The organism is Priestia sp. ABM2_011, from assembly GCF_056158845.1.
Window position 1 is genome coordinate 4,062,159 of the sequence record NZ_JBSWUB010000001.1, and the last position, 15,385, is coordinate 4,077,543.

Annotated in this window: 14 protein-coding genes and 1 riboswitch; of the genes, 6 read left to right on the top strand and 8 right to left on the bottom strand. The window is 39.9% G+C overall.

Annotated features, from left to right (window positions below; genetic code table 11):
- Positions 1 to 23 precede the first annotated feature (23 nt).
- From ACXAE4_RS21600 to ACXAE4_RS21620, 5 genes are all read left to right on the top strand, one after another.
- Positions 24 to 806 carry a carbon-nitrogen family hydrolase gene (locus ACXAE4_RS21600; protein ID WP_028414170.1) on the top strand — a complete coding sequence of 261 codons (783 nt, stop codon included), beginning with the start codon at positions 24 to 26 and terminating at the stop codon, positions 804 to 806.
- A 91-nt stretch (positions 807 to 897) separates the two neighbouring features.
- Positions 898 to 1,049: riboswitch (SAM riboswitch) on the top strand.
- 135 nt (positions 1,050 to 1,184) lie between these two features.
- Positions 1,185 to 2,357 carry an S-methyl-5-thioribose kinase gene (mtnK, locus tag ACXAE4_RS21605; RefSeq protein WP_028414171.1) on the top strand — a complete coding sequence of 391 codons (1,173 nt, stop codon included), beginning with the start codon at positions 1,185 to 1,187 and terminating at the stop codon, positions 2,355 to 2,357.
- Between the two features lie 35 nt (positions 2,358 to 2,392).
- Positions 2,393 to 3,451 carry an S-methyl-5-thioribose-1-phosphate isomerase gene (gene mtnA, locus ACXAE4_RS21610; RefSeq protein WP_028414172.1) on the top strand — a complete coding sequence of 353 codons (1,059 nt, stop codon included), beginning with the start codon at positions 2,393 to 2,395 and terminating at the stop codon, positions 3,449 to 3,451.
- Between the two features lie 124 nt (positions 3,452 to 3,575).
- Positions 3,576 to 3,815 (top strand): hypothetical protein, encoded by a 240-nt coding sequence (locus ACXAE4_RS21615; RefSeq protein ID WP_289578821.1) that lies wholly within the window; start codon positions 3,576 to 3,578, stop codon positions 3,813 to 3,815.
- Positions 3,816 to 3,889: 74 nt separating this feature from the next.
- The gene (locus ACXAE4_RS21620) at positions 3,890 to 4,054 is read left to right on the top strand and encodes a hypothetical protein (protein ID WP_014461081.1); all 165 of its coding nucleotides are present in this window, start codon (positions 3,890 to 3,892) and stop codon (positions 4,052 to 4,054) included.
- Here the strand turns inward: ACXAE4_RS21620 and ACXAE4_RS21625 are convergent, their stop codons facing one another.
- From ACXAE4_RS21625 to ACXAE4_RS21660, 8 genes are all read right to left on the bottom strand, one after another.
- Positions 4,055 to 4,558, bottom strand: a complete 504-nt coding sequence (locus ACXAE4_RS21625; RefSeq protein ID WP_028414173.1) for a methylated-DNA--[protein]-cysteine S-methyltransferase — start codon at positions 4,556 to 4,558, stop codon at positions 4,055 to 4,057.
- Between the two features lie 19 nt (positions 4,559 to 4,577).
- Entirely contained in the window at positions 4,578 to 6,734 is a 2,157-nt protein-coding gene (locus ACXAE4_RS21630; RefSeq protein ID WP_231099213.1) for a PAS domain S-box protein, read from the bottom strand.
- Between the two features lie 285 nt (positions 6,735 to 7,019).
- Complete coding sequence (locus ACXAE4_RS21635; RefSeq protein WP_289578820.1) at positions 7,020 to 7,733, bottom strand: LutC/YkgG family protein; 714 nt, start codon at positions 7,731 to 7,733, stop codon at positions 7,020 to 7,022.
- Complete coding sequence (locus tag ACXAE4_RS21640; protein WP_028414176.1) at positions 7,711 to 9,150, bottom strand: LutB/LldF family L-lactate oxidation iron-sulfur protein; 1,440 nt, start codon at positions 9,148 to 9,150, stop codon at positions 7,711 to 7,713. Before ACXAE4_RS21640 ends, ACXAE4_RS21635 begins: the two co-directional genes overlap by 23 nt.
- 17 nt (positions 9,151 to 9,167) lie before the next feature.
- Positions 9,168 to 9,887 carry a (Fe-S)-binding protein gene (locus ACXAE4_RS21645; protein WP_028414177.1) on the bottom strand — a complete coding sequence of 240 codons (720 nt, stop codon included), beginning with the start codon at positions 9,885 to 9,887 and terminating at the stop codon, positions 9,168 to 9,170.
- 281 nt (positions 9,888 to 10,168) lie between these two features.
- Entirely contained in the window at positions 10,169 to 10,999 is an 831-nt protein-coding gene (gene nadE / locus ACXAE4_RS21650) for an ammonia-dependent NAD(+) synthetase (RefSeq protein ID WP_028414178.1), read from the bottom strand.
- Between the two features lie 35 nt (positions 11,000 to 11,034).
- Positions 11,035 to 12,555, bottom strand: a complete 1,521-nt coding sequence (locus ACXAE4_RS21655) for a nicotinate phosphoribosyltransferase (RefSeq protein WP_154973303.1) — start codon at positions 12,553 to 12,555, stop codon at positions 11,035 to 11,037.
- Positions 12,556 to 12,693: 138 nt separating this feature from the next.
- On the bottom strand, positions 12,694 to 13,413 hold the full coding sequence (locus ACXAE4_RS21660; RefSeq protein WP_028414180.1) for a FadR/GntR family transcriptional regulator: 720 nt from the start codon (positions 13,411 to 13,413) through the stop codon (positions 12,694 to 12,696).
- A gap of 193 nt (positions 13,414 to 13,606) precedes the next feature.
- Between ACXAE4_RS21660 and ACXAE4_RS21665 the strand changes: the two genes are divergently transcribed.
- Complete coding sequence (locus tag ACXAE4_RS21665) at positions 13,607 to 15,376, top strand: B12-binding domain-containing radical SAM protein (protein WP_028414181.1); 1,770 nt, start codon at positions 13,607 to 13,609, stop codon at positions 15,374 to 15,376.
- Positions 15,377 to 15,385 lie beyond the last annotated feature (9 nt).

Below are 15,385 nucleotides of genomic sequence, written 5' to 3' on the forward strand. Positions count from 1 at the left end.
CTAAAAAAAGGACGGATGATAAAGTGAGTGTAAAAATCACGTGTTTGCAGCTTGATATTGCGTTTGGAAACCCAACTAAAAACCGAAAATATATTCAACAAAAAATGACGGAAGCTCTAAAAGAAAACCCTGACATCCTTGTGCTTCCTGAGCTATGGGATACAGCTTATGATTTGACGCGGCTAGACGAAATTGCCGATGATGAAGGACAGCAGGCCAAGCAATTAATCTCTCAATTTGCTAAAACGAACGAAGTAAATATTGTGGCAGGTTCGATCGCGAAAAAAACAGAGCAAGGCGTCACAAATACGATGTATATTTTTGACCGAAAAGGTCGTGAAGTATCACAATACAGTAAGCTGCACTTATTTAAATTAATGGATGAGCACCTCTATCTAGAAGCAGGAACAGCAAAAAATCTTTTTACACTTGAACAGTCTTTATGCGCAGGAGTTATTTGTTACGATATTCGTTTTCCAGAATGGATTCGCGTGCATACTAGCAGCGGAGCAGAAGTCTTATTTGTTGTTGCTCAGTGGCCGGCTCCAAGACTTGCCCATTGGAAAGCACTGCTCATTAGCCGCGCAATCGAAAATCAATGCTATGTAATCGCGTGTAATCGTGTAGGCCAAGATCCTAATAACACATTTGCCGGACATTCCTTAGTCATCGATCCGTGGGGAGAAATAATCGCTGAAGCTGGCGATAGCGAAGAACTTTTAAGTGCCGACGTTAACCTGGAACTTGTAAAAGAAATTCGTAAACAAATTCCTGTCTTTACAGATCGCCGCACAGAATTTTATTAATTATGTATTGACAGCCGTTTTTTTGCATGATACGATTTTCACCAGATAACATAAAATTTTCAAACAAATCAAAATTGAATAAGTAATCGTACTCTTATCAAGAGTTGGCTGAGGGATTTGGCCCTGTGAAGCCCAGCAACCGACCGTCATTCCATCCTAAGATGGATCACACCCGTAAAACATGTTTTTACAAAGGCACGGTGCTAATTCCAACAGAAAGTAATTCTTTCTGGCAGATAAGAGGTTTGAACACTACAATCAAGCCTCTTTCCAACGAAAGAGGCTTTTATATTTTCTAAAATTATAAAAGCCTCCATACATTCTTAAACCTATTAACTTAGTAAACAAATCAGTTTAATAAACTATGGAGGGATTCTAATGTCAACAACAAAAACAGAGAAGTATCAGCCTTTAACAGAAATTTCAGCAATCAAACTTGTGAAAAAGCTAGGTCTCTTTGATGCCACAGAAGCACTGACTGCCCGTGAAATCGGTGATGGCAACTTAAATCTCGTCTTTCACATCATAAATGATCAAACGAATAAATCCATTATCGTCAAACAAGCACTTCCTTATGCAAAAGTTGTAGGCGAGAGCTGGCCTCTATCCTTGAACCGTGCCACGATTGAAAGCAATGCGCTCAAGCAATTCGGTGCATTTACCCCTGAACTCGTACCAGCTGTGTATTACCACGATGAAACGCTTGCTGTTACGGTCATGGAAGATCTGTCTCATTTAACGATTTCCCGCGCCGGACTTATTCAAGGAGAAAGTTATCCCCTGCTTTCACAGCATATCGGTTCTTTTCTAGGACATATTGCGTTCAAAACGTCGGATTTTGCCTTAAAGCCTCAGGATAAAAAAGAAGAAGTCGTCAAGTACAGCAATCCGGACTTATGCAATATTACGGAAGATTTAGTTTTTACAGATCCTTTTTTTGATATCGATACAAATGAATTTGAAGAAGCGCTGCGTCCTGATGTAGAAGAATTGTGGAACGATGGAGATGTAAAGTTACAAGCAGCAAAATTAAAATATAAATTTTTAACAAATGCCCAAACGCTAATTCACGGTGATTTACATACAGGAAGCATATTTGCTAGCAGTCAAGAAACGAAAGTGATTGATCCAGAGTTTGCTTTTTACGGTCCGTTTGGATTCGATTTAGGCCAATTTGTTGCAAATTTATTTTTAAATGCTCTTTCTCGAAAAACAGATCGCGAACCGTTATTTGCACACATTACGAACACATGGAACGTATTTAAAGATACCTTTACTGCGCTTTGGCATTCTGAAAACACTGAACCTTTCGCTAAAGATGAGCGCTTGTTACATGAAATTTTAACGCAAACGTGGCAAGATGCTGTTGGATATGCAGGGTGTGAAATCATTCGACGTACGATTGGCTTAGCTCACGTGGCGGACTTAGACGAAATTTCTTCAGAGGAAAGAAAAATTAACGCTAAACGTACTGCGTTAAAAATTGGACGCTATTTACTTCTGCACCAACAAGACGTTTCACCAAATGAATTTGAACATTTACTTCGATAACGAATAATGTACACAATGAAAGGATCGGTATCAGCATGACAAATACACTATCACTTCCGCGCTCAGTGGAATGGAATGAATCATATATTACTTTATTAGATCAGCAGCAGCTTCCTGGCAAAGTTGAATATATTAAGCTGCAAACCATTAAAGACGTATGGGATGCTATCACTACCTTGAAAGTACGCGGAGCCCCTGCAATTGGCATTACGGCGGCTTTTGGTCTTGCTCTTTCTGCGCTTAGCTATGACACGGATTCAGTCAAGGAATTTAACAAAAAGCTAGCTCTAGATCAACAGTATTTAGCTAGTTCACGCCCGACTGCCGTCAATTTATTTTGGGCATTGGACCGCGTAGCGAAAAGCGCTGAATCCGCTTCGTCCGTTAATGAAGCTAAAACAAAAGTTGTTCATGAAGCGATTCAAATTCAAGTAGAAGATGAAGAAACGTGCTACCGAATTGGAGATCATGCCCTTTCTTTATTTAAAAAGAAAGATAAAATCATGACAATATGTAATGCTGGTTCAATTGCTACAGCTTATTATGGAACAGCATTAGCACCTTTTCACTTGTCTAAGCAGCGCGATATTCCGCTTGAAGTATTTGCTTGTGAAACAAGACCCGTTCTTCAAGGTTCTCGCTTAACAGCATGGGAACTTCAGCAGTCGGGAGTAGACGTTACGCTGATTACGGATAATATGGCTGCTCATACCATTAAAACAAAAGGAATTAATGGGATCATTGTAGGTGCTGACCGCATTGCAGCAAATGGCGATACGGCTAACAAAATTGGAACGTATGGACTTGCTCTTTTAGCGAAAGCATTCGGTATTCCATTTTACGTAGCAGCGCCGCAGTCCACATTTGATTTATCTATTCAAGACGGAAGCAGCATCCCTATTGAAGAACGTTCACCTAAAGAAGTAACGCACATTGGAGATACGCAAATTGCTCCAGACGGAATCTCTGTGTACAATCCAGCTTTTGATGTGACGCCAAGCGAACTGATTACGGCCATTATTACAGAGCATGGAGTTATCCATTCCCCGTCTTTTGAATCCATTCAAAAAGTTTTGCTGCAATCTGCTCAATAACAAGAGGCTGGGACAAAAGTATTTTAGCCCCACTGCAAAACGAACCACTAATCAACATGTTGATTAGTGGTTCGTTTTTTTGTGATGGTAAATATCGTTTTATCTGTTTCGTTCCCTCTAGCAGTTGATTGGAGGGCAAGGCGAAGACTCCTGCGGGGAAAACGGAAGGGGTGAGACCCCGCAGGAGCGCAAGCGACGAGGAGGCTCAGCGGCCGCCCGCGGAAAGCGAAGTCTTGCACGGAAATCAACTGCGGTGTCACAAGCGGTTCAGTTCATCTATACGAGTTGTTCATCTTTAGATGACATTGATTTTGTTATGTCTCAACCTTTTTTATTAAACAGCGCTTTTTGGCTGCATTTGTAACACAATTGTAACAGTACTCTCTGATTTTTCTACATATATTATAGGGGATTCTTTTTGAATAAGGAGGAGTAAAAATGAGTGCAGAGCAAAAAACGGATAAAAACAAAGCGTTGAATCGCAAGCAGCAATATCAGCTATTCGATTTATCCAAAGATGAAGAACTAAATTCCCTCCCTTCTCCTCAGCAAATTGACGGTGTTTTTGTGCAGGGAGAAGGCTGGAAATTAGACGGTGAATAGTTATTTTAACTCCAGAGCGCCTTTTGCTACATTTCTTTCAAGCATTAATAGTTTTTCTTTTATATGAGTTTGGGAACCTGCATAACCTGTTAAAGCTCCATTTTTACCAATAACACGGTGACAAGGTAAAATAATAGGCAGTGGATTTCGACGATTCGCTTGTCCCACAGCCCTTACGGCTTTAGAGCGATTAACAGACTCCGCTACATCACTATAAGACCACGTTTGTCCATAAGGTATACCTTTAAGCGTTAACCACACTTCTTTTTGAAAGTCTGTTCCTTTTATATCCAAAGGCACATCAAATGTTAGCGTGCGCCCTTCAGCATAATCCTGAAGCTGCCGCTTCGCTTCTTTCACAAGGTGATAATTCTCGTCATGGACAAGTTTTTTAAGCTGCTCGTTGTGATCATCGCTATCAAACCAAATATGTTGAACCCCTTTTTCCGAGGCTACAATATAAATTTTCAAATCAGAAAATAAGTTCATTTCTCCATAGTACATACTCGCTTATCCTTTCTGTTTAGGCTGGAAGAATAACACGAAAAGCTGTTCCTTCTCCTATTTTGCTTTCCACTTCAATTCGCCCTTTATGTTCTTCGATAATTTTATATGAGACCATCAAACCGAGCCCCGTTCCTTTTTCTTTTGTCGTATAAAATGGTTCTCCTAAGCGCTTGATGCGCTCTTCGGGCATTCCGTCTCCTTGATCTCGAATGGAGACCGTCACGTAGTGCGGCTCTGTAGAATAGACCTCAACAAAAATTCTTCCCCCGTTTGACGTAACTTCAATTGCGTTTTTAATTACATTTATTAGTACTTGTTTAATTTGGTTCGGCTCGCAGTATACCATTGGCAGCTGAGGGGACACACTTAGTTCAAACTGAATATTTTCTAAAAGCGCTTGAGCATTTAATAAATCAATCGTTTCTTTAACAACCGCAGCTAGATTTTTCTTTTCGAACTTTACGGCCTGTGGCTTAGCGAGTACTAGAAACTCTGTAATAATGGTTTCGATTCTTTTTAATTCGGATTTAATAATATCAAAATAAAGAGAGTGATCTTCTTGAATGCTGCTTTCTAGCAGCTGAACAAACCCTTTTAAAGCCGTCATCGGGTTGCGGATTTCATGCGCAATCCCAGCTGCTAACTGTCCGACTACTTGAAGCGTATCCGATTTCCGAATCTGCTCCTGCATTTGATTTCGTTCCGTTACGTCTCTTAAAAGCGTCATATATAGACCTGGCAAGATATCTTTTTTCGTAGAGAATTCGATGTTTTTAACTTTTTCGTTCCCCGTAACGTACGTAATCTCTCCTTCAGCTTCCCCTTTTTGCTCAATTGTTTCTTTATGCTCAATGACCGCATCTAAATTCGCTGAAGAAATAAAATCCTCCATGGAATGCGCACAAATCTCCTCTTTGCTGAGTTCGAGAATATCACAAAGAGAAGAATTCACATCAATAATATTTCGCTTGCCGTCCCATAAAACTAACCCATCGATCGAACCATTAAAAATCTGTCTGAATTTCTCTTCGTTATTCCGAAGCTCTTGTTCGATTTTTGTACGTTCACTAATGTTTCGAAAAATGGTTAAATGGTCTCCTTCTATAATGCCTTTTTTCCCTGTGAATTCCAACTGTTTGATTTCTCCATTTGGCATGTAAAAAGGAAGCTGATTGCGAATTTCTCCTTCTTTTTGAAATGTTTGCAGCATTTTTAATGCACTAAAGCTTTGCTTATCGATAAACGTATACAAATTACTTCCAATCAATTTGTTCAACGGCAGCTCGAAAGTACGGGACGAAGCAAGATTAGCGTTTAAGATTTCCCCATCGTCTTTCCAAATCAAAATGGCTTCAATCGCATTTTCAAAAATAGCCCTGAAATTTTTTTCGCTTCTCAACAGCTGCTGCTCCATCAGCCGTTTTTCCGTCACGTCTCTCATAATGGACATATAGTATTGACTGTATATATTAGCCGTTGTGGTAAATTCAAAAAAAGTAACGTCTCCATTTTCGAGCTTAATCGGCAGCTCGCCGCTTGTCTTTCCTTCTTGATGCAGAGTTCTCCATAATTTTTTCACTTTATAATGATAAGTAGGTTCTACAAGCTCCTCTAACGTTTTGGTTAAAAGCTGTGCTCTTGTATAATTTAATCGCTCGCAAAATGAAGGGTTCGCGTCGATAAGCTGACCAGTTCGATCAAAAATAACAATTCCATCTACCGCTTCATTAAATACATCCATAAACATATGATGACTAATAAACCGTTCGTTTTCCATCACCTTGTGCTGTGTAATATCTCGAAATGTACACACAATAATGCCCGACATGTGACTATGTTTGTGTGAAGTAAATTCAACATGTTTCATCATGCCGCTTTGAAGCGTCATCGCGCCTTCATATTTGAAATAGCTTTCTTCTAAAAGCGCTGGATAGTACGCTTCAATCATGTCATACGGAAAATACATGAGAAAATCTTTCATTTGATACGTTAATAGCTCATCCTTTGTTTTTTCAAACAGCCCGCAGGCTGATTCATTGGCATTTATAACTTGAAAATACTCATCAAATACGACAATGGCATCTAATACGTCATTAAAAATAGCTCGTAGCTGCTCTAATTCACCTTGCTGCTTTTGCGCAGCTTCAGATGTTAATTCTCTGTGTGGTGACATGCTCATTGCTCCTTTCTTTTGCACTTCCCATTTCCCCACCTTTTATCTATAGACTTAGTATTCTACAAGATTTGCTTTTTACCTTTTTAAAATTAGTCACGTTTATTCAAAATGCGACATTTCTTCACATTCTCCCGTTATTTAAAAAAGGAGCATGAATAAAAGAGGCTGGGACATAACAAAATGAAACCTATGCTCAACATAACAAAGAAAACGAACCGTGAATCAACATGTTTGATTCACGGTTCGTTTTTCACTTCGGCTAAAATACGTTTTCCCCAGCCTCTATCGATCATTCACTACAATATAAGTGGCTTGAATAGGTCCATGCACGCCAACGACTAGATTCATTTCAATATCAGCTGAATTGCTCGGTCCCGTAATAAAGTTAATGCAAGAAGCAATCGTTTCTCCTCGCTCTACTTTTTCATGAATCATTTCAGCAGCTTGTGTCATGCGAGGGACAATGGAGCTTTGAGGAATGATCGCAATATAAGTGGCCGGCAGCAAACTGACCGATCGTCCTTTTGCACCGCTGCTGAACAAAACAACTGTGCCGGATTCCGCTAGCGTCAAATCACTGAATGTGATGCCTACATTTGCTTGTTCAGCTAGTTTAATATTCTCATCGCCTTTTGCAGAATTCCATACATGAAGGCTACTGCTTGTTTCCCATTTCTCCATCAGCAGATTCAATCCATATTCGGAAAACCTAGGATCATCCCACGTGCTCACAAGACCATTTCCATAGTTCGCTACGGCTTCTTCAAGCGCAGCTGGCAAGTGTTGTGATGATGTTTCTACATAGCGAGTATGAGTGCGTTCGCAATGGTTTTCAAGCTCTTTCTTTAGTTGATCCGGCGAATAGCTGCGGTAGACCTCATGCTGAGGAGCATGCTTCCATTGGGGCTTTACTACGCCGCTTGTTCGCCTGCTTCGCTTAAGATTAGCTGCAATATTATCTAAAAAACTGTCTCTATTTTGAATGCTTCCGTTCATCATCATCACTCCTTTTATCAAACCAATCTCGTAAGCGCTCTTTTGTAGGCGCCGGAAACTCTCTGCTTTCCGTCCACGCTTTTAATGGACCAGGTCCTTTTGAAATACTGCTTCCTGACATAAAAGGAGTAAGAGCTGCCGGTGCTACTTTAGCGCCCACTGTATATAGAGAAGAAGAAGCTGCTCCCAAGCCAAATGCTTTCATCGCCAGCTTTTCCGAAATAGGTGCTTTTCCTTCTTTTTCGACAATTCGCTGACGATGCTTGTGTAATAGCTCATGCAGCGGAATTTTGACCGGACAGGCATCCGTACAGGCTGCGCATAGAGTTGAAGCATATGGAAGCTCTTTGTAATCTTCATAGCCTCCAAGCAAAGGGGATAATACAGCTCCAATCGGACCTGAATAAATAGATCCATATGAATGCCCTCCAATATGGCGATACACGGGACATACATTCACACATGCCGCACAGCGAATACACTGTAAAACAGATTGAAACTCAGTTCCTAAAATCGCAGATCGTCCGTTATCTACAATCACTAGGTGAAACTCTTCCGGTCCGTCTACTTCTCCTGGAAGTCTAGGTCCTGTAAGCGCTGTTACGTAACTTGTAAGCCGCTGACCTACTGCACTTCTAGTTAACAGGCTTACCAACACTTCAAACTCTTCAAACGTTGGCACAATTCGTTCCATTCCCATAACCGTAATTTGCGTTTTAGGAAGGGCAGTTGTTAACCTTGCATTTCCTTCATTGGTTACAAGTGAAATAGACCCAGATTCTGCAATCGCAAAATTACATCCCGTGATGCCAATATCAGCTGATAAAAATTCTTTTCGCAGCATTTCCCGGGCGTGAAGAGCTAGTTCTTCAGGTTTTTCCGTTTTTTTATAAGAAAGCTTTTCCTGAAATACATCTCTAATTTGTTCTTTATTTTTATGAAGTGCAGGAGCTACGATATGAGAAGGCGGATCGTGATCATCTACTTGCAGGATATATTCTCCTAAATCCGTTTCAATAACTTCACAGCCCAGTTCTTCTAAAGCAGCGTTCATATGAATTTCTTCTGTAACCATTGACTTGGATTTAACGACTTTCTTTGCCTGCTTTTGCCTCGCTACATTTTTTATGTACTCATTCGCTTCTTCAGCTGTTTGAGCGAAAAAAACGTGGCCTCCGCGTTTAGCTACATTATCCGTGAGCTGCTCTAAATAGTAATCTAAATTTTCAAGCGTATGCTGACGAATTTCTTCGCCAAGCGCTCTCCATTCTTCCCAGTTCCCTAATTCTTCCGCCGCATCTAATCTACGGCTTCTTAAGCGCTCTTGAGCACCTGAAACCGCAAAGCGCATAAACGCATTATTGACTCCGTCATCGACGCGTTTTTTAAACTGATCGTTTCCTATTTTCATAGACATTCGGTATTCTCCTTTCTTTACATTCTGCTATTTAACACTTCAGCGATATGCATCACTTTTACAGGCTGTCCTTTTCGTTCAATTCTTCCTCCAATATTCATAAGACAGCCGCAGTCAGCTCCAATTAAGTACTCCGCGTTTGTTTTAGCTATACAGCCCACTTTTTCATCGACCATTTGTTCAGAGATTTGCCCCATCTTAACCGAAAACGTCCCGCCAAATCCGCAGCAGTTATGACTGTTTTCAAGATTCTCCATTTCAAGACCCTTTACATTGTTTAATAGTGTAAAAGGTTCTTTTTTTACGTTTAGCAAACGCGTCATATGACAGGAAGAATGATAAGTGGCTTTCCCATTTAAGCTGGCTCCCACGTCTTCTACTTTTAAAACGTTTACAATAAAATCCGTTAGCTCATACGTTTTATCAGCAAGCTTCACGGCAGACTCATGCCATGCAGCATCACCTTTAAAAAGATGAGGATATTCTTTAAACATTGTCACACACGAGCCTGATGGAGATACAACGTACTCTGCATGCTCAAACGCTTTTATCATGTTTTTCATTGCTTCTTTTGATTCTTTTACGTAACCGCTGTTATACGCAGGCTGCCCGCAGCATACTTGACTCTTTGGAAAATCCACTTCGCATCCTAATCGTTCTAACAATTCTACCGTCGCTTTTCCTACATTTGTTTGAAACATATCAATCAAACATGTGGCAAATAAAGATACTTTCATCATTTGCTCCCTCCAAGCTGATCATTTTACTTCTTTTAGTTAACAGGTCATCAGATGACTTAATGCTATTATACTCCTATGTTTTTCTAATTTCACTAGTTTTTCAAAAATACATTTCTTTGTTTGATATTTTTCCCACAAAATAATAAGAAATTGAGACACGTGAAACCTACGTTTGCCCTATTATTAAAAAAATCCGAACGAATTTGATTCTCCATCAAGAATCAAAACCGTTCGGATTTCCTTCAACTAAACTACGTTTGTCTCAGCTTCTTACTTATTTATTTCCAAAAATCATCAAACACTGTGATTGGCAATTGGCGTTTATGCTGCGTTTTTAAGAAGTGACCTTCAATGACGTTACTTGCATGTTCACCTACATCTTTGCCTTCTAAATAATCGTCGATTTGCTCATACGTTACGCCAAGCGCTTCTTCATCCGGAAGCTGTGGACGATCTTCTTCCAAATCAGCCGTTGGTTTTTTCATATATAGATGCTCGGGACAGCCTAATTCTTTTAGCATTTGTTTCCCTTGTCGCTTGTTTAGACGGAAGATAGGCACTAAGTCAGCTCCTCCGTCACCAAATTTTGTATAAAATCCTGTAACAGCTTCAGCGGAGTGATCCGTTCCAAGTACGACTCCACTGTACATGCCTGCTACCGTATATTGCGCAATCATTCGTTCACGTGCTTTTACATTTCCTTTGTTGAAGTCGGAAACTTTATCATCTGCCGCTTCTTCAACAGCAGAAAGCATCGCATCTACTGCTGGTTTTACATTAATAGAAATAGATTTTGTTGGTTGAATAAAAGCAAGTGCATCTTGACAGTCTGCTTCATCTGCCTGCACACCGTATGGAAGACGAACAGCAATAAACTGATAGCGCTCTTCTTCGGCTTCTTCATTCAACTCATTAACCGCTAGCTGCGCCAGCTTTCCAGTTAACGTAGAATCTTGGCCGCCGGAAATACCTAGTACAAACGAACGTAAAAAAGGATATTTGTTCATGTAGGATTTCAGAAAATCAACGCTGCGGCGAATTTCTTCCGCGGGATTAATTTCTTTTTGCACATGCATTTCTTCAATAATTTGCTTTTGTAGCTCTTTCATAAAAAAACTCTCCTCTCATTACTAGCCGACGGAATCTACACAAGTACGGTATCAGATAGTAACTTGCTTCTAGTCTCTTCGATATTTTGCATTTTGTTATCCCAGCAGTTTGTACTTAAGTCTACTGGATACTCTGTAGGACGAAATACATCTTCGTTCGATTTTGTAATAACTTTGTAGTCATCCCATAGATGCTTTAAGTTTTGTAAGCAGTAGGCTCTCATTTCTTCAATGGTAGGCTGCTCATACACAAGCTTTCCCTGTGCAAAGATTGGCTGGTGAATTTTACGTGCGTTAAAGTTCGTGACAAACTTGCTGACGTGCGTATGAATAGGATGAAACATTTTTAAATGCTGCTCTTCATTCGGCACTTCGTCTTGCATCGTAATATAATCGCCTTCCCATTTGTGATTCACTTGATTTACAATTCGATATACTTCTTTTAGACCAGGAGTTGAAATTTTCTCCGGGTTTTCTGACAGCTTAATCGTATCCACCATGTTTCCATGATCATCTTCAATCGAAACCAGCTTGTACACCGCTCCTAGCGCTGGCTGATCAAAGGACGTCATGAGCTTTGTTCCAACTCCCCATCCATCAATTTTGGCACCTTGCGCTTTCAAATCTAGAATGCTGTACTCATCAAGGTCATTCGAAGCGAAAATTTTCACATCATGATAGCCCGCTTCATCAAGCATTTTTCTTGCCTCTTGAGAAAGATATGGAAGTCTTCCGCTGTCTAATCGAATACCGATAAAATTAATTTGTTCTCCCATTTCTTTTGCTACTTTAATAGCATTTGGAATACCTGATTTTAACGTATTATATGTATCTACTAAAAAGATACAGTTACGGTGTGATTCGGCATATTTTTTAAACGCACTATATTCATCACGATAGACTTGAACAAGCGCGTGGGCGTGAGTGCCGGACACGGGAATTCCAAACACTTTTCCCGCTCTTACATTACTGGTTGCGTCAAAGCCTCCAATATAAGCAGCTCTTGCCCCGTAAAAAGCAGCATCCAGCTCATGTGCTCTTCTTGAACCAAATTCCATAAGCTGATTTGTACCCGTATGTTCATATAAATTATCTTCTCCCGCGGCTAAGCGAATACGCGATGCTTTTGTGGCAATCAGCGGATGGAAATTTAAAATATTTAAAAGCGGCGTTTCAATAAGCTGCGCTTCTGCTAAAGGAGCGTCAATTTGCAGCATCGGTTCATTAGCAAAAATCATTTCGCCTTCTACGACCGAACGAATATTACCGCTAAATCGAACCTGTTTTAGATAGTCGATAAACTCCGCTTCATAATGTAATTCTTCATATAAATAATCTAAGTCCGTTTCGCTAAATCTGAAATTAGCAATAAAATCAATTACTCTTTCTAGCCCGGCAAACACCGCATAACCGCTTTCAAACGGCATCCGACGAAAGTAAGCTTCAAATACAGAACGACGTTTATGAATCTGGTCTTGAAAATACGTATGCGCCATATTCAGCTCGTATAGATCTGTATGCAAAGCTAGACTATCATCTCTATATTGCTTTTTCATACTTTGTAACCCTCCATTTGACAATCCTAGTTTCTATTATGTAAATCTTTTCACAATAGAGCAAGCATAAATTATCGGAAGGTGCTTGAATTTTAGTTTTTCTGTTGTTTAGAGCGCACTTTTCTGCCTGAAATGGCGTTATTTTTCTTCCGGTATGTATTTCATTAGTACATGTTCAACATTATCAAGGTGACTCATCATAAAATGCTGAGCATCTTCTGCATGCTGAGAAAGAATAGCTTCATAAATTTGCTGATGCTCTTTATAAATCCGTTCAGCCGTTTTCTCTTCTGCATAAAGCCAGATGCGTCTTGTCTCTTTCATCGTTTCAATCATCATTTCTGATACGTTATTCATAAGCTTCACTAAAAGAGGGTTTTGTGAGGCTTTGGCAATGGCTAAATGAAAAGCAAAATCTGCTTTCTCTCCCAGTTCTTCATTGCCAAACGCTCCTTTCATTTGTTCCAGACTATTAGACAGTTGTTTAAGGTCCGCATCCGTTCTCTTTTGAGCTGCCGCTCGAACAGCTCCAATTTCTAATACTTTTCTCACTTCAAGCAAATGCTCAATATCGTTTTTATTCATTAATACAGCGCTAGTTACAGGCAAAGACAGCATATCTGAGTTAAATTCGCGTACAAATGTGCCTTCTCCTTGCTTCATCTCCAGAAGCCCCATCGCCCGCAAAGCGCTAAGAGCTTCACGAATAGCTGAGCGTCCTACCTGAAAGTTTTCCGCCAGCTGCTGCACTGAATCCAAACGGTCTCCAGGCTTCAAGCTGCCTTCTTTTATATTCTCAAGAAGCGTTTCGGCTACTTCTTCGTATATTTTTTTTGGCTTAATTCGCTTATATTCCACGTTTTCCACCTCATTTTTTTCGTTCACCAAGGTTCACATTAACCGAGACTCTTTCTTCTTTTACGTTTCTGTTACATTTTACCGAAATCTTTTCCCCGCCACAACAAAAGTGCAAAGGTATTTATACTTTATTTCTCAAATGTGCTAAAATAGTAAATTGATTTCATATTACGAGTTAAAAGGAGCTTTTTGAATGAACATTGTTGTCAGTACATTGAATGCGAAGTATATTCATACTTCTTTAGCCCTTCGATGTTTAAAAGCCTATGCCGAGCCTGACTATAAAGTGGATATGGCCGAATATACGATTAAAGATCCTGCTATGAACATTGTTACGGATTTATATAAACGCAACCCAGATATTATTGGTTTCAGCTGTTACATTTGGAATATTGAAGAAACGATTAAAGTCGCACAAATGCTTAAAAAGATCAATCCTGAGCTCATCATTATATTCGGTGGACCAGAAGTAACCTATGATGTAACTCACTGGTTAGAGCGTATTCCTGAAGCTGACTTTATCGCTATTGGTGAAGGTGAAGAAACATTCAAGCAGCTGTTAGATGAACTTCACGGCGAGCGTCAGTTTGAAAACGTAAGCGGCGTGGCTTTCCGAAAAGAAGGAAAACCAGTTGTTAACCCACAGCGCAATAAAATTGATCTGCGCGAAATGCCTTCTCCTTTCCGTTTTGAAGAAGACCGCCAAGAACTTTCAAAACGCGTTGTGTATATTGAAACAAGCCGCGGCTGTCCGTTTAGCTGTCAGTTCTGTCTCTCTTCTATTGAAGTAGGCGTTCGTTATTTCGACCGAGAAAAAGTAAAAGAAGATATTCGCTATTTGATGGATAACGGAGCCCGCACAATTAAGTTCGTAGACCGCACGTTCAACATCAGCCGCAGCTACGCCATGGAAATGTTCCAATTTTTAATTGATGAACATCGTGAAGGTACCGTATTTCAGTTTGAAATTACTGCCGATATTATGCGCCCAGAAGTTATTCAGTTCTTAAACGATAACGCGCCAAAAGGATTATTCCGCTTTGAAATTGGCGTTCAATCTACAAATGATGCCGTTAATGAGCTAGTCAAACGCAAACAAAACTTCAAAAAATTAACGCGTACCGTAACAATGGTAAAAGAAGGCGGAAAGATCGACCAGCATTTAGATTTAATCGCCGGACTGCCAGACGAAGATTACAACTCATTTAAAAATACGTTTAATGATGTATTTGCACTTCGTCCTGAAGAGCTTCAGCTAGGCTTTTTAAAAATGCTTCGCGGCACTGGCTTACGTTTAAGTGCGCCTCGCTATAATTATCAATACATGGATCAGTCGCCTTATGAAATTTTAAGCAATAACGTCTTGCCATTTTCAGATGTCGTACGCATCAAGCATGTAGAAGATATTTTAGAAAAATTTTGGAATGACCACCGAATGGATGAAACGATCGAGTTTTTAGTAGAACACTGCTATGATACGCCTTTTGATTTTTTCCAAAACTTTGGGACGTATTGGGATGAAATGGGCTGGGTTCGAATCGGTCATCAGCTTGAAGATTTATTCAGACGCCTTAAACAGTATATTCAAACAGAAAGTTTTTCAAATGAAGAAGTAATTGAAGGGTTTATGAAAATTGATTATTTACAAAACCAAAAGCATAAGCCTCGTAAGCCTTGGTGGGACGATAAAGTAGAAAAACAAGTCCGCTCTCATTACTATCAGCAAATGCTTGCTAATCCTTCTATCATGGGACAGGCTTTTGAAGCTGAACAGCTTGCTGAAAAAGAATTATACAAGCACACTGTTTTAGAGATTCTTCCATTTGATTATATGTATTATAAACAAACAGGACAAATCAATGAACAACCATCTGTTCTTCTTGCTTATTATGATCAAAAAGCAAATGATACAAAACTTTATTCAGCACCTGTAGAAGCATTTGGTCTTCCAGTTGTAAGCTAAAACCTCGGA

Bases quoted from the DNA above. Each gene is read 5' to 3' on its own strand.
- mtnK (WP_028414171.1), top strand. From the start codon at position 1,185: ATGTCAACAACAAAAACAGAGAAGTATCAGCCTTTAACAGAAATTTCA.
- mtnA (WP_028414172.1), top strand. From the start codon at position 2,393: ATGACAAATACACTATCACTTCCGCGCTCAGTGGAATGGAATGAATCA.
- ACXAE4_RS21620 (WP_014461081.1), top strand. From the start codon at position 3,890: ATGAGTGCAGAGCAAAAAACGGATAAAAACAAAGCGTTGAATCGCAAG.
- ACXAE4_RS21625 (WP_028414173.1), bottom strand. From the start codon at position 4,558: ATGTACTATGGAGAAATGAACTTATTTTCTGATTTGAAAATTTATATT.
- ACXAE4_RS21630 (WP_231099213.1), bottom strand. From the start codon at position 6,734: ATGTCACCACACAGAGAATTAACATCTGAAGCTGCGCAAAAGCAGCAA.
- ACXAE4_RS21635 (WP_289578820.1), bottom strand. From the start codon at position 7,733: ATGAACGGAAGCATTCAAAATAGAGACAGTTTTTTAGATAATATTGCA.
- ACXAE4_RS21640 (WP_028414176.1), bottom strand. From the start codon at position 9,150: ATGTCTATGAAAATAGGAAACGATCAGTTTAAAAAACGCGTCGATGAC.
- ACXAE4_RS21645 (WP_028414177.1), bottom strand. From the start codon at position 9,887: ATGAAAGTATCTTTATTTGCCACATGTTTGATTGATATGTTTCAAACA.
- nadE (WP_028414178.1), bottom strand. From the start codon at position 10,999: ATGAAAGAGCTACAAAAGCAAATTATTGAAGAAATGCATGTGCAAAAA.
- ACXAE4_RS21655 (WP_154973303.1), bottom strand. From the start codon at position 12,555: ATGAAAAAGCAATATAGAGATGATAGTCTAGCTTTGCATACAGATCTA.
- ACXAE4_RS21665 (WP_028414181.1), top strand. From the start codon at position 13,607: ATGAACATTGTTGTCAGTACATTGAATGCGAAGTATATTCATACTTCT.